At 35.8% G+C, this 24208-nt stretch carries 26 protein-coding genes and 1 tRNA gene; 18 read left to right on the top strand and 9 right to left on the bottom strand.

The features are described 5' to 3' along the window. Positions 1-9 precede the first annotated feature (9 nt). Positions 10-2160 (bottom strand): biofilm-associated protein, encoded by a 2151-nt coding sequence (locus tag DWQ18_07560; protein RDJ33023.1) that lies wholly within the window; start codon positions 2158-2160, stop codon positions 10-12. An 82-nt stretch (positions 2161-2242) separates the two neighbouring features. Further along, complete coding sequence (locus tag DWQ18_07555) at positions 2243-4339, bottom strand: ATP-dependent endonuclease (GenBank protein RDJ33022.1); 2097 nt, start codon at positions 4337-4339, stop codon at positions 2243-2245. A gap of 105 nt (positions 4340-4444) precedes the next feature. On the opposite strand from DWQ18_07555, the gene DWQ18_07550 reads away from it, so the two are divergent. The 3 genes from DWQ18_07550 (at position 4445) to DWQ18_07540 (ending at position 6346) form a co-directional block, all read left to right on the top strand. After that, entirely contained in the window at positions 4445-4912 is a 468-nt protein-coding gene (locus DWQ18_07550; protein ID RDJ33021.1) for a hypothetical protein, read from the top strand. 484 nt (positions 4913-5396) lie between these two features. Next, complete coding sequence (locus tag DWQ18_07545) at positions 5397-5756, top strand: transcriptional regulator (GenBank protein RDJ33437.1); 360 nt, start codon at positions 5397-5399, stop codon at positions 5754-5756. After that, positions 5753-6346, top strand: a complete 594-nt coding sequence (locus DWQ18_07540; GenBank protein ID RDJ33020.1) for an RlmE family RNA methyltransferase — start codon at positions 5753-5755, stop codon at positions 6344-6346. Before DWQ18_07545 ends, DWQ18_07540 begins: the two co-directional genes overlap by 4 nt. Here the strand turns inward: DWQ18_07540 and DWQ18_07535 are convergent. Further along, on the bottom strand, positions 6343-7482 hold the full coding sequence (locus DWQ18_07535; GenBank protein ID RDJ33019.1) for a tRNA (guanine-N1)-methyltransferase: 1140 nt from the start codon (positions 7480-7482) through the stop codon (positions 6343-6345). The two genes, DWQ18_07540 and DWQ18_07535, sit on opposite strands and share 4 nt — an antisense overlap. 330 nt (positions 7483-7812) lie before the next feature. Here DWQ18_07535 and DWQ18_07530 point away from each other — a divergent pair, with 330 nt between their 5' ends. Further along, on the top strand, positions 7813-8433 hold the full coding sequence (locus tag DWQ18_07530) for a ribonuclease HII (GenBank protein ID RDJ33018.1): 621 nt from the start codon (positions 7813-7815) through the stop codon (positions 8431-8433). Here DWQ18_07530 and DWQ18_07525 read toward each other — a convergent pair. Both DWQ18_07525 and DWQ18_07520 read right to left on the bottom strand, forming a co-directional pair. Beyond that, complete coding sequence (locus tag DWQ18_07525) at positions 8430-9104, bottom strand: fibrillarin-like rRNA/tRNA 2'-O-methyltransferase (protein RDJ33017.1); 675 nt, start codon at positions 9102-9104, stop codon at positions 8430-8432. The two genes, DWQ18_07530 and DWQ18_07525, sit on opposite strands and share 4 nt — an antisense overlap. Next, on the bottom strand, positions 9091-10611 hold the full coding sequence (locus DWQ18_07520; protein RDJ33016.1) for a ribonucleotide-diphosphate reductase subunit beta: 1521 nt from the start codon (positions 10609-10611) through the stop codon (positions 9091-9093). The genes DWQ18_07525 and DWQ18_07520 overlap by 14 nt, the downstream gene beginning before the upstream one ends. Before the next feature lie 90 nt (positions 10612-10701). Between DWQ18_07520 and DWQ18_07515 the strand changes: the two genes are divergently transcribed. The 11 genes from DWQ18_07515 (at position 10702) to DWQ18_07465 (ending at position 18335) form a co-directional block, all read left to right on the top strand. Continuing rightward, on the top strand, positions 10702-11613 hold the full coding sequence (locus tag DWQ18_07515) for a dihydroorotate dehydrogenase (GenBank protein ID RDJ33015.1): 912 nt from the start codon (positions 10702-10704) through the stop codon (positions 11611-11613). Next, positions 11597-12409: a dihydroorotate dehydrogenase electron transfer subunit gene (locus DWQ18_07510; GenBank protein RDJ33014.1), complete on the top strand. Its 813-nt coding sequence runs from the start codon at positions 11597-11599 to the stop codon at positions 12407-12409. Before DWQ18_07515 ends, DWQ18_07510 begins: the two co-directional genes overlap by 17 nt. Before the next feature lie 51 nt (positions 12410-12460). Beyond that, positions 12461-14188 (top strand): radical SAM protein, encoded by a 1728-nt coding sequence (locus tag DWQ18_07505; GenBank protein RDJ33013.1) that lies wholly within the window; start codon positions 12461-12463, stop codon positions 14186-14188. A 43-nt stretch (positions 14189-14231) separates the two neighbouring features. Further along, entirely contained in the window at positions 14232-14414 is a 183-nt protein-coding gene (locus tag DWQ18_07500; protein ID RDJ33012.1) for a 30S ribosomal protein S30, read from the top strand. 81 nt (positions 14415-14495) lie between these two features. Beyond that, a complete protein-coding gene (locus tag DWQ18_07495) occupies positions 14496-15590 on the top strand; it encodes a DNA repair and recombination protein RadA (protein RDJ33011.1) in 1095 nt (364 codons plus the stop codon). 53 nt (positions 15591-15643) lie between these two features. After that, a complete protein-coding gene (locus DWQ18_07490) occupies positions 15644-15826 on the top strand; it encodes a hypothetical protein (protein RDJ33010.1) in 183 nt (60 codons plus the stop codon). 92 nt (positions 15827-15918) lie between these two features. After that, the gene (locus DWQ18_07485) at positions 15919-16221 is read left to right on the top strand and encodes a 50S ribosomal protein L21 (GenBank protein RDJ33009.1); all 303 of its coding nucleotides are present in this window, start codon (positions 15919-15921) and stop codon (positions 16219-16221) included. Then, positions 16221-16547: an RNA polymerase Rpb4 gene (locus DWQ18_07480; protein ID RDJ33008.1), complete on the top strand. Its 327-nt coding sequence runs from the start codon at positions 16221-16223 to the stop codon at positions 16545-16547. Before DWQ18_07485 ends, DWQ18_07480 begins: the two co-directional genes overlap by 1 nt. An 18-nt stretch (positions 16548-16565) precedes the next feature. Next, on the top strand, positions 16566-17132 hold the full coding sequence (locus DWQ18_07475; GenBank protein RDJ33007.1) for a DUF655 domain-containing protein: 567 nt from the start codon (positions 16566-16568) through the stop codon (positions 17130-17132). Next, positions 17129-17824 carry a ribosomal RNA small subunit methyltransferase A gene (gene rsmA, locus DWQ18_07470; GenBank protein ID RDJ33006.1) on the top strand — a complete coding sequence of 232 codons (696 nt, stop codon included), beginning with the start codon at positions 17129-17131 and terminating at the stop codon, positions 17822-17824. The genes DWQ18_07475 and rsmA overlap by 4 nt, the downstream gene beginning before the upstream one ends. Then, positions 17805-18335: a methylase gene (locus DWQ18_07465; GenBank protein RDJ33005.1), complete on the top strand. Its 531-nt coding sequence runs from the start codon at positions 17805-17807 to the stop codon at positions 18333-18335. Before rsmA ends, DWQ18_07465 begins: the two co-directional genes overlap by 20 nt. On the opposite strand, the gene DWQ18_07460 is transcribed toward DWQ18_07465, so the two are convergent. Beyond that, a complete protein-coding gene (locus DWQ18_07460) occupies positions 18336-19370 on the bottom strand; it encodes an isocitrate/isopropylmalate dehydrogenase family protein (GenBank protein ID RDJ33004.1) in 1035 nt (344 codons plus the stop codon). Positions 19371-19481: 111 nt separating this feature from the next. Here DWQ18_07460 and DWQ18_07455 point away from each other — a divergent pair, with 111 nt between their 5' ends. Further along, positions 19482-20228 carry a metallophosphoesterase gene (locus tag DWQ18_07455; protein ID RDJ33003.1) on the top strand — a complete coding sequence of 249 codons (747 nt, stop codon included), beginning with the start codon at positions 19482-19484 and terminating at the stop codon, positions 20226-20228. Between the two features lie 32 nt (positions 20229-20260). Beyond that, positions 20261-20347 (top strand) — tRNA-Ser (locus DWQ18_07450). 433 nt (positions 20348-20780) lie between these two features. Here the strand turns inward: DWQ18_07450 and DWQ18_07445 are convergent. Both DWQ18_07445 and DWQ18_07440 read right to left on the bottom strand, forming a co-directional pair. Further along, entirely contained in the window at positions 20781-21605 is an 825-nt protein-coding gene (locus DWQ18_07445) for a hypothetical protein (GenBank protein ID RDJ33002.1), read from the bottom strand. Positions 21606-21609: 4 nt separating this feature from the next. Continuing rightward, positions 21610-22800 (bottom strand): hypothetical protein, encoded by a 1191-nt coding sequence (locus tag DWQ18_07440; protein ID RDJ33001.1) that lies wholly within the window; start codon positions 22798-22800, stop codon positions 21610-21612. An 84-nt stretch (positions 22801-22884) separates the two neighbouring features. Here DWQ18_07440 and DWQ18_07435 point away from each other — a divergent pair, with 84 nt between their 5' ends. Beyond that, positions 22885-23757: a methyltransferase domain-containing protein gene (locus DWQ18_07435; protein ID RDJ33436.1), complete on the top strand. Its 873-nt coding sequence runs from the start codon at positions 22885-22887 to the stop codon at positions 23755-23757. Here DWQ18_07435 and DWQ18_07430 read toward each other — a convergent pair. Further along, the gene (locus DWQ18_07430; protein ID RDJ33000.1) at positions 23752-24192 is read right to left on the bottom strand and encodes a GNAT family N-acetyltransferase; all 441 of its coding nucleotides are present in this window, start codon (positions 24190-24192) and stop codon (positions 23752-23754) included. The genes DWQ18_07435 and DWQ18_07430 overlap by 6 nt on opposite strands. Between the last annotated feature and the right edge of the window lie 16 nt (positions 24193-24208).

Genomic DNA, 24208 nt, shown 5'->3' with positions numbered 1-24208 from the left:
TACTAGTATCTATGGCAAAACAAAAGTTGTACTTGCTGAATTGTATGCATCCTTTGCATTAATGGTGTAGATACCTTTTGGTGAATTTTTGGGCATAGGCCATGGCGTTGATATCTCTCCCTTGCCTGATGCTGGGAATTGTAACTTGCCAACTTCTTCACCCAATGGGTTGAGAATATTTATTGTGACTAGCTGCTGTGCACCAATTACTCTGATCTTCACAAGTTTTCCTACAGTGGGATTATTTTCAAATCCTTCAAATGTTACAATCATTCCTTCAACTTCTGTGTTTGTTACGACATTGATGAATGACTCATCAAAGTTTGATCCACTTCTACCTTCTACCTTCCATTTTCCAACAGGCGTGCCTGATGGAATCCTAAATGAACTGTCTGATAAAACTCCGTCCTTGTTAGTGTATGTCTCCTTTACCTTGACTACATTTCCTTGATTATCATACATTGTAATAGTTACAAGAATATTTGGCTTAGAATTTCCTAGAATCAAAACAGCCTCTCCTGGTTTGTAATCTAACTTTGTAGTTCTAATGTCAATTTCACCAGAGCCTGTCTGTAGTCCAACAGTAAACACTTCGGAAGTTTGTGATGTTCCTCTCTTTACTACCAATGTATACACACCTGATGCATACCCTGTCAAATCAATTGAATGTGATTTCTTCCCGTCAGGACCCAAGGTTACAGTTGCAGTAGCACTCTCCTTTGTCTTATCTGATGGGTCTACAACAATTATTGACATTGTTGCACTTGGTGGTCCATCTAAGGCAACAGTTGCAATTTCTCCTGCTTTGTAGTTTAGCTTGTCCATTTTTGCAATAATCTGAACTTCAGGTAATTGACCCAATCCTACAAGACTAATTCCCGCTTCTTTTCCTTGGAATCCAAACATGATGTATGTTCCTTGAATATCTGCTAGCGATGTAGGGAATTCAAACTCTACGTATCCAGTAGAGTCTACCTCAAAAATATCAGAAAATACCTCGGCGCCCTGTGGATTTTCTATGACTACTTCTAGAGTTTCATTTGGAATTGCGGTTCCATTAAATATTATTTTCTCTCCTGGCTCGTACTTTAATTTGACTGGAAAGATCTCAATTAATTCAGATGATTCTATCTGAATTTCTTTGGTGATGTGTTTTTTTCCATCAGTAATGTCAATAGTATATGTTCCAAGTGTTGCGTCTCCCGGAATAATTGTTTCATAGTACCACTTTCCACTTATGTTCACCTCAGTGGCATTTGTTGTAGTGATAATTCCATTTGGATTCGTAATTGTTGCAGTAACAGAAGTGTTTGGAGATCCTGTTCCAGATAATGATAGCTGTAATCCTCTGGATAATGTAGATGGTAGACCGCTGACCGTTAATGGAATAGTTGTTGTTTCTGGTACGTCGTCTGTTTCTAATAGTCTTAAGCTAACTGTCTTTTCATTCCCTTGGGAATCTTTTACACTAAAATTAACTCTGTCAGCTTGTTGTGCTGAAGGAATTTTTGTAGTAATCATAAAATTTCCGTCTCCATTTGATTCAAATGAATTGAGTTTTGTATTTCCTAAATACAAGTCTAGCTTTTGATTTTCACCAAACTTTTCACCTACTACTCTAATTGTAGCGCCAACCTTTGGTTTATCTGGGATGAACCTAAATTCAGAATTTGATAATATTCCTGTGGATGATGTTGTTTGTTCGGGAGTATTATCTTGTGGAGTTGAACTCTTTGAAGTTTCAACTGGAGTCGCTGGTAAATCCGAAACAAGTGCTTTACCTATATCAAGTTCTTTTTCTTTAGTGTCTAGTGCTTTCCAGTTAATTCCTGGCTTTACCTTGTCTGTCTTTACTCCAAACTTTACTGACTCGCCCGATTTTATCGGCTTGTCAGTAGTAAATACTAGAACACCTTGGGGAGTTTTAATTCCAGTCCATCCTGGTTCTGTCTTAAATGACTTGAATGAACCATCATCACTTCCAAGCCAAAGCCTAAATGTTTCAATACTTGTATTGCCATTATTAGCAAAATCAATAATTATGGTTTTTTCAAAACCTACACTTTTTGCTGAAACTGCATCTTCTTGTGCAAAAACTGCATGTGTACTAACACCTAATAACAAAATAGCAAATAATACACTAAAGATAATTCCCTTCATTCAGTTTCCTACCTTTGATTTACCTTAATTACCTTTTACCAATTACTATTTCTTACTTTTGAAATTATCATCCGTAATGTACTTAAGCCCTGGCTTTTGCTGCCTTTCCTTGCTCAGGTTTGGCAGAAGTAACATTCTGATATTGTCTGATTCGCTCAGCAATCAACCTGTATAATGATCTAAAACTATCTTTTGTCTTATCAGACAAAAAGTCTGTCTCATTTAGGGCAATTTTTTCACAAATGTATCTTGTAATCTCTTCATTGTCAAATTTACCCCATCCATCTTCCCTGTGGTCTCTCCAGATTGCTTGCAGATTCTCTATGATTCCTTCTTGATTTTTTTCTTGAATCTCTTCAGGAGTTAGATTGCTGAATCCTTCTTGTCTTAATTTTATTTCATATGTCTGATTAACCGCATAAAGATAATCTTCCAAGACCATGTAATCCTCCATTGACTGTACTGGTTTTCCTTCTCTTTCAAAAAATATTGTTTGAACCTGTGAAAAGTCATTTGCAACAAGCTGTGATGAAATCTGTCTTGATTCCTCACTGTTATCTAATAGGATAAATGTTCTGTATCCGTGATTTCTATAAAATATTGCTAAGGGTAAAACTGAGTTTTTATTGTATGCAGGAATTACATTTAATGGATTCATCGAAATGTTTGGATCCTGTAAAAACTTATCAAATGAATTAAGGTACATGCTATCTGACATTGTCTCAACGATAATTATTGGTCTAGAGTTTGTTCCAATCTCTCTGTCGGTGATTGATTGAACTAACCCTCTTGATAATCCATACAGAATTGGAGTCAGAGTCTTATCATCTGCATTCCAATAATCATAAAATATTCTACTGAGATGCTTTCTTTTGTCAAGCTCTACAACTAGTAGATTACCTGGTGTGTAATCAAAAATCATAAACGGTGAATGTGTGGCGTACAAAACTTGGTTAGAGCCTGCTAACTCTTTTAGTAAATCTGATATTCCCATCTGTTGTGTTGGGTGTAGGTTTCTTGCAGGCTCATCAAGTAGTAGTATTGCTTCTTTTAATTCTGCCCTCTGTGTCTCTGCTGCAAAGTTAACAATAAATGAAAATGTCCATTTAAAGCCTTCAGCTCTTCTGTTTAACAAACCTGTATTGGTAATTGTTCCATCTCGGTGAACATCGGAGATTACAACACTCATGATGTTACCTGGTTGATATCTCAAGTCAACATGTATTGGATCTCCTTTCCAAGCAGGATTGAGCCTACTTGTCAGGCGATTGCTAGCAGTATTTAGAAATTTTATTAATTTTGATGGACTATCATGAAGCTCCTCCATTTCTTGCACATCTAACTCTGCAAGATAGAAGAGATTTCTAACAGTCTCTGCCTTGTCAAACTCTTCAATATACTCTATACCATCGCGTTTATCTCCCTTTGATTCTTTGATGTATTCATTTAGGTTGATGTTTCCATAGATTTTTTTGTAATCCGAGAAATAAACAAATCTTGGATGTAGCTCACTTTCAATAAAATTAGTTAATGCTATCTTATCGGTGGTTCCAGATAACAGATTTGAAAATTGATTTTCCGGACTTTCATAAATTTTCTCCCATTCTTCTATTACTTGAGACTCTTGGCTTGCTAAAACATGAAACTTGTTACTAAAGTCCGCCATTTCACTGTCAAATTTTTCCTGAGTCTTTGGAGGTGGACCTTCAAAGAACTTTGTATCAAGCTGAATTCTAATGTGGTTTGGAATTGTTTCAAGGAAACTAAAAATTTTTGACTTAAAATTCTCCCATGAGTTTAATCCTCTGTTCTCGTCTTCACTAATTTGTAATTCTCCAAAATCATATCTTACCTTTTGATTTTTGTTGGTTCTAAACAGCTGAATCTTTTTTATTTCTGGTAAATTTGGAAACTTTTCTTTAATGAGCCTTGTTTCATTTGGGCTAAGTGAAAAATCTCCTTCAACTAGACGAATCTCTGATTTTAGCTCATCAGACATCTCATCACAAAGATCAAGGTCTGAAACAATCTCATCTTTGTTTAGAAGAGTTAGCGCTTGCAAAATTGTAGTCTTTCCACTCTCATTTCTTCCAACAAAAGCAGCAAGATCGCCTACTGTAATCTCGCCGGAATCATGAATGCAACGATAAGCTCTGACTCTGAATTTTCTTAGTCTCATCTAAACGACTAATTCGGTCCCTTCGATTTAACTTGTACGACAAATTTCTCTTAAATCATTATAATTACTAAATAGATATATGGGAACAAAAAATCAAGTATCGACGTGGCCAGAGGCGTCTTATACGTAGTTTTTGTGGTTCCCGTAGTACTTTCAATTATCTTTGCATCATCTGTTTTAGGCCAAGTCTTACAAGAGCCTGACAGAGAACTCAATATGATGCAGTTTGAGATTTCAGACAGACCAATCATTTCTAATAAGGCAATTGGAATTATTGGTTTGGAATCATCTTACTCCACATCTACTCCAATTGAGATTCAAGTTAGTGTAAAAGATGAAAAATTTGACTGTGGTGATCTGTATGTTACAATTTATTCTGCTTCATCTAAAGCCGTAGTTACTCAAAGCGGTTTCTTTGGTCAATGCTTTGGGGATGAAAGTATAATCTTACCTCTCGATGATGATTTTTCAGAAACAGTTGATGAGCCTGGAAATTATGAAATCAAAGTAGAAATGTATGATAAACAACAACAAAACATTATATCAACAGTGGGAAAGTTTTCTGTTAAATAAATGAGATGAAATAATGGCAAAAAAGAAAGACGAAGAACTAGCAATAGAAGCTGAAAAACTAAAGGCTGAGCTTGAGCAATTAAAAGAAACTAAAAAGAAATTAGACGAAAAAACTAAAACCAAAAAGACTGCAAAGAAAGAGCCAAAGAAACCAAAGAAGGAAGCAAAGAAAGAAGAAACTAAAACCAAAAAGACTGCAAAGAAAGAGCCAAAGAAATCAAAGAAGGAAGCAAAGAAAGAAGAAACTAAAACCAAAAAGACTGCAAAGAAAGAGCCAAAGAAATCAAAGAAGGAAGCAAAGAAAGAAGAAACTAAAACCAAAAAGACTACAAAGAAAGAAGAAAAGAAAGTAAAATTAACAAAAAAACAAGAAAGAGAACTAGCAGCAAAGAAAGAAGCAGAAGAGCAGCGAACCTTAGAAGAAGAATTAGAAGAACAACTCACTGATGCAGAGATTGAAAATTTTCAAATTGAAAAAGTCGATATGGAAAAACTCACAAACCGAGTTTGTGAAATGCTCGCAAAGTATGAATCAAATGGAATGTTTCAAAGTGAACTATGGAAAAAACTCAAACTTAGTAGTAGGGATGGCTCACGATTAGCACTAAAACTAGAACGTACTGGAATCATCAATAGAGAAAAACTACTTGAAAAAGGACGTTGGACATACAAACTAATTCTAAAAAAGACTCCAATTAGTACACAATCAATTGAAAATGCTCCATGTCTTATCTGTCCTGTAGAGCAAAAATGTTCCTTGGATGGTGAAATCAGTCCAAGAACTTGCCAATGGATTGATGAATGGGTCACAGCTGATTTGAAGAAACCAAAGGTTTCACAATGAAGCTAATTGACGCAAGGCGAGATCATTACAGAAAACTCGCCCGTGAACAAGGTTATCGGAGCAGAGCTGCTTTCAAACTCAAAGAACTAAACAAAGCATATCGAATTATTGGTCCGGGATTTTATGTTCTTGATTTAGGATGTGCTCCAGGAGGTTGGACACAAGTAGCAGCTCAACTAGTTGGCAATCAAGGCAAAGTTATTGGCGTTGACACATCTTATGTTGAAGAAATAGCCGGTGCCTACATTATGCGTGAAAACATCGAGGATGAATCCATCGTTGATGAAATCTTAGAGTACTTTGGCCGCAAAGCTAATGCAGTAATATGTGATTTATCTCCACAAGTAACTGGCAATTGGTCTGTCGATCATGCAAAGCAAATATCACTAAATTATGATGCAGTAAAAATTATGGAGCAAGTCTTGACTCACAAGGGAAATGCAGTTTTCAAAGTGTTCGATGGTGAATATTCGACTGAATTTCGTGATTATCTAAAAAAACAATTTGCCAAAGTAAAGTTAACAAAACCAAATGCAAGCAGAAAAGCTGCAAGTGAGCTATACTATGTTTGCTTAGGATTTGGACTCTAAAAAAACTCTTTAATCTTTTCAATATCTGCATCTGTTCTAAAACCCGTTGGATTTAGACATGTTTGACTTGCCTTAAAACCACTTTCTTGTAATTTCTCAATAATTTTTTCTAATCTTATCGGTGAGGTCTTTAATCTTGATGCAATTTCATCCAAAGTATAGTATGTGCCAGGCATGTCTTCTTCTAAAATGCATTTTTGAATTATTCTCTCACAGGTTTTATCCACTTGGAAATTTGTAGTTTCATCTAACATCAGCTCAAGAAATTTCTTATCAAACATTTTTCCAATCCATAAAGGACCTGCATGATGATTTTTTTCACCACAAGATTCACAGTTAATCTTCTTTTCTAATGATGTTTCTCTTTTTCCACATTTTTTACAGTGTATGATATAACCTAAATTTTCTTCTTGGTCTGGACGATTTAGAATTTTTAGATACACCCGATAATAATGCATGTCACTTTCAACAAATAAAGGAATAAACTCAATATCCAATCTTGCTGCAACACTTCTTATGCATCCTAAAATCAATCTGATAGCTATCTCATTTCCGTATTCTACTTTGATTGGAGTTCCTCCATATCGTCGCTTACATGCATTTTGGAACAGACCATGAAGAACCTGAAGGTCAGTTGCAGTAACTGATAGCATTCCACCGTGCATTGTTGCCCTAATACCACAATCGATGTATCTAGAGGGTGAACCGAATGGATCAATGTCTACTATAGTTCCTCTATTTCCTTTTTTAGAATAATCACTTAGAAAACGACAAATTTCATTTTCTGAAAAATCTACGTTTTTTAATTCATTTAATTTTGCAGATCTTTTTGCAATATCTAATGCACTAGGATTTAGATCATTAATCACAACTTTTTCTACACTTTTAATTTCATTTGAAACTCGTAATCCTCTTGCCCCTAAACCTGATAATCCTTCAAGAAAGATTTTTGGTCCATCAAAATTTTTTAAAAATGCAGAATATGCAATGATGGAAAAATCTCTGTTTAGTTTTGCCCTAGGGTTAAAGAATGCAGGCTCTTTTGGTGGAACTTTTTCAGTAATAGATTCTCTTGGAACAAGAAATTTTGTTGTTCCTTCTATGATTTCTGCAATATCAAAATCTGAATTCTGCATCAAAAGGATTTATTTTACAAACCTATTATGGGTATCGAGAAATTTTACCTGTAGCAATTTTTTAAAAATCCATTAAAACTTGCCAAATGAAGTTATAATTGAAATTTTCGTCTACAGTTTCCACAAAAACGCTGCTTTGTCTTTTTACTTTCTGTACCAAGTGGACTACCACATCTGTCACATTTTTCTTTAATCATTGTTATTCAATTTCTGTTGTATCTCTACTCTCCTCTGATTTATTCTAAACCCTTCTGTACTAACAAATTGATTATAGTGTGATGATTTTCTTTCACTAAAATGATTTAATATCGTTTCATAATCAGAATTATCGTGCAAGTATGCGGGGTAGATGATGCTGGTAGGGGTTCTTTGTTAGGGCCATTAGTTATTGCAGGAGTTTCACTACAACGATCAAAAATTAGAAAACTAAGCGCAATGGGAATTCGTGATTCTAAAAAATTATCTCCAGCAGAAAGAGAACGTCTCTACAAAAAGATCATTGAATTTGCTGATGACTATTATGTGGCTAAAATTGCCCCAAAGACCATTGATAAAAGCGTCCAAAAACATGATTTGAATAATTTAGAGGCCAAATACATGGCCAAAGTAATTACCAAACTCCAACCTGGTATATCCTACGTTGATTCTTGTGATGTAAACCCAAAAAGATTTGGGAAGGAAATATCAAAATTATCAAATGGTAAGAAAATTCGCTCATATCATCACGCAGATGACCGTTTTGTCATAGTTTCTGCTGCATCAATTATTGCTAAGGTAAGCAGAGATAGGGCAATTTCACGTTTACAAAAGAAATACGATGTAGGTAGTGGTTACCCTTCTGATGTTAAAGCAATTAATTTTGTCAAAGCATATTTGTCAGAATTTCATGAGCTACCAAAATTTGTTAGAGCAAGCTGGAAACCCGTTCAAAATATTGTAAACTCACACTAGTTTTTTGAATACGTAGCAATTACCATTGCATGATCTTTGTCATACGGCTTTAGATCTATAGTTTGTAAAACATCAAAATTTTTCTCCAATTTCTTTATTTGTTCTTCAATAATTCTTTGGGGTGATTTTGTGACATCAATACTTCTTGTCTTAATTACTAAAAACAGATAGCCCTCTTCCTTGAGATATAATTTACAATTTGAAATAGCAATATCTGTCTGATCTGGCTGTGCAATGTCACAATAAACAATGTCCACCTTACCATACATTGAAAAGTAATCTTTTGGTTGTCTTGCGTCCTGAATTATTGGTGTTATATTGGATCTGTATGATGCTACCCTGTCCAATAAATCACGTGCAACTCTGCTTGCGTGCTCTACTGCAAAAACTTTACCCTGAGGACCTACGATATCAGAAATATGACTTACAGTCGTTCCAGTGGATGCACCAAGATACAGTACTTTGGATTTATCTTTGAAAGGAAAGTCTTCAAGATTATTCCTTATTGCAGCTGCAAGCTTACTTCTAAATGCATCCCATGTTCTATACTCTACACCTTTTTTTAGAATTAATTTTTCGTTGTAAACCTGATTGCCTGGAATTAAATTTTCAGTAGCAAGTGAATCTCTACCTTCTGATTTAACCCAGACAAAAGCATTATCTTCTGCCAAACTTTTTTCGCTTCTTGCCTTTCATTTTTGATTTATCATTATCTCTTGACTCTCCTCTATCACTTCTTCTAAAGTCACGATTTCCTCTTGACTCTCCTCTATCACTTCTTCTAAAGTCACGATTTCCTCTTGACTCTCCTCTATCACTTCTTCTAAAGTCACGATTTCCTCTTGACTCTCCTCTATCACTTCTTCTAAAGTCACGATTTCCTCTTGACTCTCCTCTATCACTTCTTCTAAAGTCACGATTTCCTCTTGACTCTCCTCTATCACTTCTTCTAAAGTCACGATTTCCTCTTGACTCTCCTCTATCACTTCTTCTAAAGTCACGATTTCCTCTTGACTCTCCTCTATCACTTCGGAAATCTCCTCTTGGAGTTGGTTTTTTCTCAGTGGGTTCTTTGTACTTTTTACCAATCTCATCGACTCGAATGTTTAGCTTCTCAAGTAATGTCTTGTTAAGACCTCCTCCATACACATCGACTCGTGCAGCAATTGCAGCCTTTGCAGCTACTGCACGTGCTATCTTTCCACGCTGCCATCTTGGCGCTGCATGAACTAGTGCATGCTGAAATAACAATCCGTGTTTTGGTGGTTGGGAGCCTGTCTTTAATGATCTAAATAGTGCCTTTTCTGCACCAAGAACTTGAATTGTACTGGCAGGCATTGATGCAAGTTTCTTTAATCCTCCTGCTCTGGCAAGAATTCTTGCTCCCACTGCAGTTCCAAGAATTGCAGCAAAATTAGGAGCAATCTCATTCATCTGAATTTCAATATGTGATTCTAACTTTTTTCTTAAATCATGTAGTTCAACAATTTGTCTTGCTAATGACTGAACAATTGATAGATTTTCATCTGAAATATCCCCTCCACGACTTTTCTCACTTACTAAAAGCAACATCTCAACTTTTGATTCTGGAAATCCTGCATCAACAAATACATTCTTTGTTAGTTGAGATCTTTTTCCTGCTAAAACAATCTGTGCATATCCATATACACTATCAATAATGTTGTCTAATTCGGGAAAATGTAGCCCATACCACTCCCTTAATCTCGAGCTAACTCCGTTTCCAATCTTATCAATGTCATCTAATGTGTTGATAGCCTGAATGATGTGCAAGTCTGGACTTTCAGATACTTCGGTAACTTTTGATGAGGATAATTGAATAGCAAAATCTCGAAGTTTTACCATTGCATCGTTTTGATCTTTTGCAAAACCTGCTGTTACAAGAATTTCAGGCTTTGAAGCATGAATTTCATTTACTCCATCCTCACTCATTAATTGAGCATCAATAGAATTTTTTTTCAAAATTGATAACAATGCTTCATCACTTACAGAGATCACACCGTCAAGATTTGCAACATAATCAATCAGATCATGTATTCTGGCTTCTCCTTTTCGTACTGAAATGTACTCTTTTGATGGATTTGAGAATGGAAATGATTTCTTACATTTTTTCTCCTCGAATACTGCGATTCCCATCTCTGTCAAAACGACTGTCTGCATAACTAGTTGATTTCAAATCATTCCATTAAAAAAGGTACCAGCAAAGACTAGAATCAACTATTATATTCCAAAGTCAAACTAGATTTAAAAGTGAAACCCTCTCTTGCGACCTCCTTGGGACCTATCAAATTAGAGCGTCCAATAATGCTCGCTTCTGGAATTTTAGGAATTTCATTAGATGTCTTTAAGAGAATTCATCAGTCAGGGGCTGGAGCTGTAGTTACAAAGTCATTGAGCAAAGAACCATGGGAGGGATATCCAAATCCTACAATATTTAGCGTAAAAGGAGGTGGATGGATTAACGCAGTTGGTCTCTCAAACCCTGGAGCAACTAACTTTGCAAAGATGATTTCTCAAAACAAGGACGTTCCAATTATTGTCAGTCTTGTTGGCTCTGTTGGGGAAGACTTTGAATTCATGGTATCTCAATTTGAAAACTGTAAGGTTGTTGCATATGAGCTAAATCTATCCTGCCCTCATGTAGCAAAAGTGGGGCTAGAGGTGGGCGATGATCCTGAACTAGTTAAAAAAATTGTAAAGACTGTCAAAAAATCTACTGATGTACCTGTAATAGCCAAGGTTGGATTGGGAACTACTCATTATCTTAATACTGTTGGAGCATGCATTGATTCGGGAATTGACGCAATAACTGCAATTAACACCCTACGTGCCATGGCAATTGATGTTGAAACACAGCGACCAATTCTTAGCAACAAAATAGGAGGACTATCTGGCACTCCGATCAAACCCGTCGCGTTACGATGTGTTTTTGAAATATCATCCAAATATGATATTCCAATAATTGGATGTGGAGGAATATCTACATGGGAAGATGCCGTAGAATTCTTTTTAGCTGGAGCATCAGCAATTCAAATTGGTAGTGCGATTGGAGACAACTGGCTTGAAATATTTAATGAAATCAATGTTGGTATAGAAAAATACATGGAAAGAAAGGGCATTACAAAAATTGAGGAGATGATAGGCCGTGCAAAGAAATCATAATCATCCTACAATTTGTACTATTGAGAAAGTAATAGATGAAACACCTACAGTTAGAACCTTGATATTTTCTGATGATGTAATGTCTAATGTTTTACCTGGGCAATTTGCGATGGTTTGGATTCCTGGAATTAATGAATTACCAATGAGTGTCATGATTTCACAAGATAAGGGAAAGGCTGCATTTACTGTTCGTCGACATGGTCCTGCTTCTACTGGTCTATACAATATTGGTCCAGGTCAACAAATTGGTGTGAGGGGACCATATGGAAATTCTTTTGATATTAAATCAGGAAAATTATTACTTGTAGGTGGAGGTACTGGGCTAGTTCCTTTGATGCGATTAATCACTCATCTTAAACCAACAGATAATGTAACTGTTGTAATGGGAGCAAAAACAAAAGATGAAGTTTTCTTTGAAGACTTGGCAAACCATTTACTGCAAAAAAATAATCACAAAGTTATTGTCACAACTGATGATGGAAGCTATGGTACCAAGGGATTTGTCACTGATATTGTCGAAAAATTATGTAAAGAAGTAAAGTTTGATGGAATTTACACTTGTGGACCAGAAAAAATGATGTACAAGACAGTACAAATTGCAAACTCCAATAATCTCTTTGTACAAGCAAGTCTTGAGAGAATGATGAAATGTGGTGTAGGAATATGTGGTAGCTGCTGTGTGGGTGAAAACCTAGTGTGTAAGGACGGAACGATCTTTGATGGAAATTGTCTCTCTTCAAATCCTGAATTTGGTCATTTTTACAGAAACAAGGCTGGAATTTTGGAAAATTATTGAGACTGGCTAGGAAGGTTTAAAATAAATTAAGAAATTATTGCCCACAAGGGAATGGCACATCCAAAGATAGTATTGACAGCAGATCGTACTTTGATGTCGCCATATCGACACCTTTCTTTAGCTACGTTTTTTGGCTGTGCCCCTGCACTAGACCCACATCGTGATAAGAAGAGCTTTTGGTATAAAATTCTCAAAAACCAAGTGACTCCAAAAATTTTGTTTGATTTTATCTGTAATCCCATAGAACACACAAACGGTGTTGCAAATTATGCTCCATACGGACTACGAAAAGTAGAGGCAGGACTGTTACGTGATGGCTTTAGACGAGAAGATGTAGTTGTAGCACATCCTGATCATATTGAGAAATTCATCGGACCTGAAACCCAAGTAGTTGGAACATATGAAATGGATCCACTTGGAATGGGACCTGTTACTATGACCTTTACTTATGGACGAAAGCAGATGTCATATGATGAATTTTACAATAGAGATTTACACATGAGAATTAATGCCGCAAAGAAGAAGAACGGAAGCAATGCCAAAGTTATTGCAGGTGCTTCTGGAACTTGGCAATACAACTATGATCCAGAAAAAATCGAGGAATATGGACTATATGCAATCTTAGAAGGAGAACTTGGAGGCATAGCCCCTGAAATTGATGGACATGCAGGACGCTTTTTCAATTATTTGATTAATGGTGACTTTGAAAACATGAATCCATTTAGAAAACGAAGTGATTTCAAAGTAAACATAAAAGAATTCCAACGTGAAGGTCGCACACTCCATGGAAGATTTGTAAACTTTTGGGACAGACCAGACCTTGAAGATATTCCAGACATTGTAGAACCAAGTATGCATGGAATGGTTGAAGTAATGAGGGGATGTGGACGTGGATGCAAATTTTGCGATGTTACACTTAGAGCATTAAGATACTATCCGCCTGAAAAAGTCAAAAAAGAGATTGAGATAAACCTCAAAAAAGGTGGAGAAAAATCTGCATGGATACATAGTGATGATATCTTTGTTTATGGAATGGATCCAAAGACAAGCAAAGGCATGGAGCCAAACAGAGAGGCATTAGAGGAGCTGTTTACTGCAATAATGTCTACTGGCGTTGAACACACTAACCCAACTCATGGAACTCTTGCAGGTGCAATTGCTGATGAAAAACTAATTCCAAACATCTCAAAAATTATTCGCTCAGGAGCAGAGAATTTGATTGGTGTTCAATGTGGATTTGAGACTGGCAGTCTACGATTAATTGAAAAATATGCTGATAGAAAACTTGCCCCATACCGTCCAGAAGAATGGCACTGGGTTGTAAAAGAAGGAGTAAAAACTCTTAATGAGCACTATTGGGTTCCAGCATTTACCCTGATTATGGGTCTAGATAATGATGAGACCCCAGAAGATTCATGGGAGACAATTCAGATAATTAATGAATTAGAAAAAGAACAACCTGATTCCATGTTTACTACAACGCCTTTGACATTTGTTCCAATTGGCTTGCTAGAAAAATCTGAATTCTTTAACATTGGAAATGAAATGGACCCGGCACAACTAGGTGTCATGTACAAAACTTGGCAACACAACTTCAAGTATGGTATTCAAAAATTCATGACAAAGACTGGCGGTCAAAAAGGTCCCAAGAAATACTTCTTTAACATGATTGCACGTTCCTTAGGCGGCGTTCCATTGGGTGCAATGGAGAGATATGCCAGACGAAAGAGCCGCGAACACGAGCGAGTAATTGAGAAGATCAAAGCCAATTATTGGTAAATTTTATACAAATACATAAATTCACATCAAATCATGACTAATTATGGCAACTCACGGTTCGCTTACTAAAGCAGGAAAAGTTAGAGGACAAACTCCAAAGGTTGAAGGAAGAAAAAAAGTCGGTACTAACTCTAGCCTTAGAAACAAGAGCAACTTTAAGAAGCGATTTGTACTCAGTCGTATTCCTGGTCAAAACAAACCAGGACAAAGAAAAAGACGTCGTTAGATCTTTTTAGCTAAACTAACTCTTTTAGAATAATTTAACAAAACAACATCCTTATAAAGTACTAGTACCGTACCTTACGGTATGGTAGAAGATTTAAGATTAGATAGTTTGGAGGGTGTAGGCCCTGTAACTACAAGAAAATTAACTGACGCAGGAATCCACAATATTATGGATCTCATAGTCCGAGGTCCAGTCGAAATTGCCGAAATTACTGGCATGGAGAAAGACACTGCAGATAAAATTGTCAACAAAGCACGACAGCAACTAGTCGAAGAAGGATTAATTGCAAAAGACTTTGTCAGTGCAACTGACATCTACAAAAGAAGACAGGATATCGGAAAAATCACCACAGGTACTAACTGTCTTGATACATTATTGGATGGAGGCTTAGAAACCCAAGCTCTTACTGAAGTTTATGGTGAGTTTGGTTGTGGTAAAACACAATTCTGTCACACAATGTGTGTTAATGTTCAAAAATCAAAAGAAGAAGGTGGTCTGGATGGAGGTGTCTTGTATATTGATACTGAGAATACCTTTAGACCAGAAAGAATTGTTGCTATCGCAAAAGCAAATGAGATGGATCCAGAAAAAGTTCTAGATCGAATCATTGTTGCTAGAGCATACAACAGTGCACATCAAGTACTAATTCTCGAAGAGGCAGGACCAATAATTGAAGAAAACAACATCAAACTAATCATTGCAGATTCTGCTGTAGGTTTGTTCCGCTCTGAATATCTTGGACGAGGAACATTATCTGCACGACAGCAAAAACTCAATCACTTTGTACATCTACTATCACGTATAGCAGAGACATACAATTGTGCTGCAATTGCAACAAACCAAGTTATGGCATCTCCTGATGTCTTCTTTGGTGATCCTACAAGACCAATTGGAGGAAACGTTGTGGCACATACAAGCACCTATAGAATCTACTTTAAGAAATCTGGCAAAAAGAGAATAGCAAGAATGGTAGATAGCCCACATCATCCTGAAGAAGAAGTAATCTTTGCATTGGGTGAAGCAGGCGTAGTTGATCCTGATGAGGATGGAAAAAAGACAAAAAAGACTGCAAAAAAGACTAGCAAAAAAGAAGAAACAACAACTGACATCAAAGAAGAACCATCTGCAGAACCAACGGAATCTAGTGTAGACGAATCAGAACCAACAAACGAATAATTTTTTCTCCTGTTGTTGCCCATTGGGCAACAAATCATTTTCTTTTTTAATTTTTGAAAAAACCCTATCCTCAAAAATACAAAAGTTATGGCAAAAAATCAACTTTTACTACGCTTGGCGTTTTTCCTATTTTTTTTGATATAATTTCAATGAATCTGATGGTAAGAATTCAAAAGCGCATAATAGAGCACGAAATAAAGAAACTAAAGCATGAGCTTTATACTCTAGAGGAATAATCCTCTACTTTTTCATTATTCGAATACTTTGATCGGTAGGCTTGATTTCACGGTAAGTGTTAAAATAGGGCTATTCGAGATTTTACTCAGATATGACAACGAAAAAGCCATCTGGCCGCTCACATGGATTCAAGCATAAATCCAGGTCAGTCATGACAAAAAGCTCCCAAAGAGGTGTTTCATTTCTACTACGAGAATATAATGTAGGGGAGAGAGCATTAGTCATTATTGATTCCAGACAGCATAAAGGAATGCCTCACAGACGATATCATGGAAAGGTGGGCACAGTCACAGAAGTTGGAAGACGTGCAGTAACCTTGGATGTCAAACTAGGTAACAAGACGAAAACCTTAATCACTAGATTTGACCATATCAAACCGTTCGGTGTTCAATAATGGAAGAGATAAAGAAGAAACAGGCTATTTCGATTTCTGAGGTCAAGGAGATTCTTGAGAAAGGAGATCCAGAATCAATGGACCAAATTCAACGCTGGACATATGATTATGTTTCAAAGTTTGTAAAGATTGATCCAAAAGATGCAAAAAAAATGAAGCAGCAATTAGTAAAAGAATGTGATCTTACTGAAGAAGAAGCTGTAGAAATCGTAAACATTAGACCAACTACATTGGCAGAACTACGTTCTTTCACATTTGGTTGGAAAAAATTAATTCTTGCTGAAACGCTAGAAAAAATGCTGAAGATAATCAAGGAGAACTCCTAACTCTTTTAGGTGACTTTTTTGGAAAGGGCTAATGTACCCCCTAGAAAATATGAGGAATACGCTTACGTATTGGATTTTAATGCAAGGGGAAAATCATCCACTGTTCGTGGTCGTGAAGGAATAATTGTTACTGCAATAGGTGAAGACAGACTAACTCTATTAGAAATTTTAGGAATTCCAAATTCAACATTTGAAGTTGGAGAGCGAATATACATTGGAAAAGATGGAAGAACCAAAGTTTTGTCAGTACTGGGAAAACTACAGTATGAAAAAATCTCATCATCTGCACAAAGCGAATTACCTGGAGTAGTTGAAGACATTGTTACAGAAAACGAAGAGAGATTTGTAAATTATCTAAACAATGCACAGCCATTAACTCCAAGAATTCATGCACTTGAACTTATTCCTGGAATAGGTAAAACATACATGAAAACAATGCTAGAAGAACGAGAAAAGAAAAAATTCACTAGTTTTGATGATATACAAGAACGAGTTGGGTTAAAAGAACCAATAAAGCATATCTCTCAAAGAATCCTAGAGGAAGTAACTGGCGAAACTAGAATGAATCTTTTCGTCAAAAAATGATAAAGCGAAAGCGACTAGGACAACACTTTCTAACATCTAATTCCATTGCAGAAAAGATAGTCCGTACAGCAAAGATAACTAACACAGATACTGTCTTGGAGATAGGAACTGGGAAAGGAATTCTCATAAACCTATTATGTAAAAACGCAAAAAAAGTAATCTCAATTGATGCCGACAAAACACTTTACGAGAATGCAAAAAAACAATTCAGTAATTTGCCAAATCTTGAATTGCAACATGGTGATGGATTCAAAACTGGAGAAAAATTTGATGTGCTTGTCTCTAATTTGCCTTATTCAAAGAGTAGAGAGGCAATTGAATGGCTAATTCAGCAAAAATTTGAGCGCGCAGTAATAATGGTTCAAAAAGAATTTGCAGAAAAATTGCTCTCAAATACTGAAAAAAGAGCAATAAGCATTCTTGCACAATATTGTTTAGATATAGAAAAAGTACTACATGTAGGAAAAGAAAATTTCAATCCTCCACCCAAAATTGACTCTGTTGTTTTGTCAATTACATCTAAGAGAACTCTTTCTCTGAAAATGATTCATGCTGTAAACAAGCTCTTTTCGTACAGAAGAAAGACACTTCAGAACATTCTAAAACAATTTGATATTACTGCTAACTCTAAAAAGCGCCTTGATGAATTAGATGGAGATGAAATAATAAAAATTGCAAAACAAATTGCATAAAGGACAATATGATCCTGCAGAAGACACTTTCTTCTTAGAAGACTGTATTAAAAATGAAAAAGGCAAGTCTGCCCTTGAAATAGGAACTGGATCTGGATACCTAACAAAAGTACTTGAGCGTTCATTTGATTTTGTTGTAGGAACAGACATCAATCTTGATGTATTAAAAAACCAGACCTATGCATCACAGAATCTTTTGTGTTGTTATGGGGCAGATGCAATTAATTTGCAATTTGATCTTGTGATTTGTAATCTTCCCTATCTTGCTACTGATGAAATACTTGATATTGCAACTGATGGTGGAAAAGAAGGCCTTGAGATTCCATTACAAATAATCAAATCTGCAATTCCAAACATCAGGAAGGGTGGAAAATTTTTCTTTATAACTTCATCCCTGTCAAATTTTACAAAACTTGTCGAGGAGACAAACAAGATGGGTTTGAAAGCAAAAATTTTTGCAACAAAGAAATTATTTTTCGAAGAATTAATTGTCGTTGAAGCGATAAAATAATTATTTTCTTAGCTTTTCTTTTGCAATGTTTGTAATTGCATCTGCCATTTGTGTTGTAGTTGCATTTCCGCCAATATCAAATGTAACGTATTTTCCTTCATTGATTACTTGATTTGTTGCATCAAATATTGCATTTTTAATATCTGGCTCACCAAGATATTCTGCCATCCATGCACCAGATAGTACAGTCGCAGTAGGATTCACCTTGTTTTGTCCTGCAAAAGATGGTGCACTTCCATGAGCTGCCTCAAACATTGCATAATTCTCACCCATATTTGCAGAATAGATTAATCCGATTGAACCAATTAATCCGGATGCAAGCTCTGAGATAATATCCATAAAGAGATTTGTACTAACAAGTACTGCTCCATTGAATTGCTCGGGGGCTACTACTAGCTGTTGAGCCATGTTGTCAATGTAAATTTCTGATAACTCAATGTCGGGATGATCTTTTAGTGCAGTTTGTATCTCATCCCAAAATATTCCGTCTGTTTGTTTTAGAATATTTCTTTTGGTAATTGCAACCATTTTTTTCATATTGTAATCATTTGCCCACTTTAATGACGCACTGATGAATCTTCTACATCCTTGTCTTGAAATTTTTCTGATGGCAATTGCAACATCGTCGGTTAGTGTAGCTTCTACTCCGGTGTATAGGCCCTCAGTTGCTTCTCTAAAACAAACACAATCAAGATTTCTATTTGGAGTTAATCTCTGATATGTCTTACATGGTCTTATATTGGAAAATAATTCAAATTTTTGCCTGAGGGTTACTGCAACACTTCTTGGTGCTCCTGGAACTGGTATTGTAGTGGTTGGTCCTTTAAAACATGCATCAGTCTCTTCTAAAACCTTCATGGTTGCATCGGGAATGTATGATTTGTCCTTTCTACCGTTTCTGTCCCATTGTTCAGAACCTGCTTCACATAAAATTAATTCTGATTGCATGTTGCATTCTTTTAGCATCTTTAGCATGGCATCAACTACTTCTGGACCTATACCATCTCCTTTCATGATGGCTGCTTTCTTTGCCATGTCAGTTGCAAGTCATGATGTTACTTATTTAACTCTACCCTGAAAATAACCCTCTAGTCTACGAATTTTGTATAGAGACAATTTATTAGAGCAATTGAAAATAATTTTGTCATGTTACTAGTTCAACTTTCTGACTTGCATGTTGGTTCTCAATTTCAACAAGAAGTCTTTGATAAAGTTCTACAAGAAGTAAATGAGTTAAAGCCTGATGCAATCATAATTACAGGAGATTTAACAAATGAGGGACTGGTAAGTGAATATACAAAATGCAAACAACTAGTCTCTAAATTTAATACAAAAAAGGTCATAGCCCTTAGTGGAAACCACGATTATCGAAACACCGGTTATCTTGTGTTTAAAAAATTCTTTCCTTTTGAAACAATTAATGAATTAGGAGAAGATGTAGTTGTAGTTACCCTTGGAACCTCTAGACCTGATAGAAATGAAGGTGAGGTTGGATACAGACAAAACTTGTGGCTAGAGAGAACAATGAAAAAATACAAAAATCGCATAAAGATACTAGCCATGCATCACCATCTAATTGGAATTCCAGATACTGGTTCTGATCGATTAACTGTTATTGATGCAGGTGATGTGTTAAGAACAATTCTTGATACTGATGTAGATCTTGTTTTGTGTGGTCATAAACACCGACCTTGGATTTGGAATTTTAAAAATTTACAAATTGTAAATGCTGGAACTGCAACATCTGAACGAGTTCGCGGATTGTTTGAGAATACATACAATATTATCAAAATCGAGAACAAAAAAGTTCAAGTTGATTTGAAGATTGTTGGTGGAAAACGTGTCCCAATTGAGGATATCGTAAAAAACTACTCTAGATTTGGCGAAGAATGAATTTATTTACAGATTAAGTTTAGCATGCGTGTGCGGAGGTCGCCTAGCCTGGTAGGGCGTGGGATTGCTAATCCCATGTCCGCAAGGACTCGGGGGTTCAAATCCCCCTCTCCGCGCCATCCTTAGACTTAATAGACCGTTTCATGGATTTTTAAGAATGGGGCGTAGAAAGACCCAAAAAATTATCAAGACTGGGCCAAAGAATGTCACTACTGGAATGTGTCCACTATGCAAAACTATTGGTAGAATATTCATTATCGGACAAACAGGAAAAGAGCGAGCAAAATGTCCAGCATGCAATCAAGAATTTGATCTGTAGTTCAAAAAGCTAACAAAGGCCTCAACAAAATTACCCATAACTTTTTAAGGAAAAATTCTTCTTTTACAACAGCATGAGTGAAGAAGCAGAAACCATCTATGAGAGAGTCGCACGACTTGAAGATGAGGTCGCATCTCTAAGAAGCGAACTTGATGTCTTCAAAAAGGCCCTTCGCAACAAGATTGCAAGACATGAAATAAGAATGATCAAAGAAGGCAGAGATATCTCGTCTATTATTGACTAGACTTATCTTTGATACTTTTAATTAATTCTAAAATAAAATCCACGTCTTCTCCATTTGGATTCATCTCCAGATATTGATTTAGATATTTTAGGGCTACATCAGAATTTAGCATTCGTTCTTCAAGAATTCCTTTGTCTCTGATATCTTCCGGTGAATTATTTTCCAATGCAAGAACCATGTTGGTACATCTTAGGGATTTCTCATAGGCATAAGACTGCGCATACGAGTTCTTCAAATTTCTCGCTAGCCTAATGAGTATCATTTCTGTTGTTATCTCATCTAAAAAATTTGGCTCAAACTCCACTCCTTCACCAAAGTTTCTATCTAAAATTTCCTGAAGATCTGTAATTTCTAATAACCTTCCACCATAAAATGGATCGAGGATCATCTCTTCGTTGTACTTTACTACAACATGGCTTGGAAATCCTACGATCTTTAATTCTAAACCAATATGCTTTGCAACTTCTGCATAAAGAATTGACAAAGTAATTGGTATTCCTGATTTTTTATCAATTACCGCGTTTAGAAAATTGTTTTTTGGATTATAGTAATCTTCTTCATCTGCTTGGTAACCAAAATTATCAAACAACACTTCATTTAGCATAGAGATTAGGTATGTGGGATTTTTTACTTCAGTCACTGAAACTTTGAGTGCTTTGCCAATCTCATTTATTTTTTGTACGTAGGAATTAATGTCAAGCTCTGGATACTCAAGGAGTTGTGACATCTTGAGACATTTTTCTACTAAATTATACTGATCACTTTTTGCAAAAGATATCCATTCTGCTAAAAAAGGATCAAACTTTTCTTCCAATTTTTTAAATTCTTTTCAGGTATAGCGATGGGTCTTTTAGCTCTCTAGTGGAAGGAGGGTTCTCAATTAACATTTTAAATGCCTGCTTTCCGTGCTTTTCAAAAACAGATGATGTAAAGTCCTTGCCCATACTTTTTCTCACTCTGTATGAAGAATAATCAGTTCCCATAAACGTTGTAAGATAATTTTGGAAATCATCATCATCTCTGAGAATATCCTGTACTGCAAATTCTGCCATGCCTTCCATCGTAGTAAATGCAGCATGATGGGTCTGAATTGGGCCTAACCATCTCTGATAGATGTCTAATAACTCAGGAACCATTTCAGAAATTTTTGGGTCTACTTCCACTTTAGTAAACGTCATTACATCTGGCCCTAGCACATTTACGATAAAATTATCTGGATTTAGCATAAAAAACAGATTTGCTCTTCTTGCAACTGGGAATTCATCAGGAACAGAAGGAAGTTGAAGGTACTCTGATAACTTTGATGAAGTCTGATCATCTAAGGCTAAAATGATCCTTGCAAGCTCTTCATTTAGAGTATTTACCTTGATTACGGCTTCTTTGTTTACTCTGTGAAGGTTTTCCTGAAGAGAATGAACCGTTTCTTCAAGCATCGTCATCTTTAGTGCACCAGTGTATCCTGACCTCACTGACTCTGCTCTTGACTCATAGGGTGGACCCTGCTTGTACAAAATTATTTGTGGATAGCTTGAAAGAACAAATTTGTTTAGGTAAATTTTAGAGTCAAGATAATCTCCATAGGTAGTTGATATCTTTGAGATGTATCCTTTGGCATAAGTTGAATAAACTAAAAACTTTGCAGTATCTTCCTTTATCAAATTAGAAATCTTTTCTAAATTTTCATTTGCAACTGCATCGAATAGCTTATCAGTAAATATTCTGCCCGCATCATCTGCAAAGACCTTTTTTCCTTTAAGCATTTTAAAATCATGCAAATCTGGATACACTATCTTCAAATCATTTGAAACAGGAATTCCAACATATTGGGAGATCTTTTCTTTGAGTGAATCAAAAATTTCCTGGCATGACTTTTCAATATCTTCAAATTTTACTGTAAAACTAGAGTCCTCTGAAATTTTTTTGGATAGCTCTGAAATCTCTTTTTCCTCATTAATCTCAACTGATAATTGATCCATTAATGCCTCAGCAAACTCTTCGTACTCTCCCATAATGACTTGATTTTTTAGAACTAAATTTAACACTATCTAGCTTTGTGAATACGTATTAATCCAAATTTGCAGATAAAATTTACAATGCATCAATCAAGTCTAAATTTCATTTTTTGTGTTAGATGTAATGGGGCACTTGAGCTAGATGTTTTTTCATGCTCTGATGAAATCAAGGAAGGATTCTTACTTTGTAAAAAATGCGATATCCTGTATCCAATTGTATCTGGTGTTGCGATTCTTTGGAATGATTTTGTATCATATTTGAGCAGTAGAAAAGAGCTAGGGGGCCAACTACTCAATGAAGCAAAAAATTCCAAACTAAAGTCTCATATCAAAAAAACTCTTTCTAAAGTAGAAAAAAATGTGGAGGATCAGACTCTAATTGAGAAAAGATGGGCAACAATTTACCAAAATAATTCAAAATCAAAATTTTACTCAAAGATAAAGTCGATATTAAAACAGATTCAATCTGATGTCTCCTTGGAGCATGGTTGCTCTATAGGTACCATTTCTGAGCAGATGGCAAAGACAAGCAAGCAAGTTTTTGGCATTGATAAATCATTTTTTGCAATAAAGGCTGCCAAAGAAAAAAAACTATCAAATGCTGATTTTTTTGTAGCTGATTCTCTTTTGCATCCTTTTGCAAATCAAAAATTTGATTTGATACTTGCCCTAAATCTTCTTGAAATTATAGAACCAATTGATCTAATCAAAACTATTTCATCTCAGATGCAAAAGGGTCATCTAATAATTTCTGACCCGTATGATTTTGATAGAGGCAAAAATTCTGTCAAGCGAACTGTAAACGAAAAAGAACTTAGGGATGAAATAAAAAAATATTCTTTTACAATATCTAGTGATACAAAAAAGGAATCATTTATTCCATGGAATTTACAAATCGCAAAAAGAACTGAACTAAAGTACTTGGTTGATGTCGTGGTTGCAAAAAAATTATAGTGATTTTGTAAACGATAGACCTGATTGCTCAAAGCCAATCTTTTTGTAAAATTCATGGGAGTCTGTTCTTTGGTTTCCTGACTCTAGTCTTATTCTATGACAGTTTTTTTCCTTGCCTTGTTTTATGCAAGAATCAATTAGCATCTTTCCTAGTCCCTTTCGCTGATGTTTTTCTGAAACGATTAACTCTGGTATGTATAGTTCAGGTCTTTTTTGATTTAATCTTGTTAAAAACATCATACTTGCCATCCCAATTACTTTAGAGTCGTCTTTTACAACTAAAACTCCCTTGTCGCTATCTTCGATGTACCTTTTTAGCATGTAGCGAAAAAATTCCGAATCTGACTTGTCTTCAGGTTTTGGTCTTCCTAATTCCTCTAGTAATTCAAGCATGTCTGAAATATCATTGATTGATGCAGATTCCACCACACCCATAACTGTACCTGGTAGA

The sequence above is a fragment of the Thermoproteota archaeon genome (genome assembly GCA_003352285.1).
GTDB lineage: Archaea > Thermoproteota > Nitrososphaeria > Nitrososphaerales > Nitrosopumilaceae > PXYB01.
The sequence above is the reverse complement of the archived record's forward strand: the minus strand, read 5'-3'. Positions and strand labels throughout refer to the sequence as shown.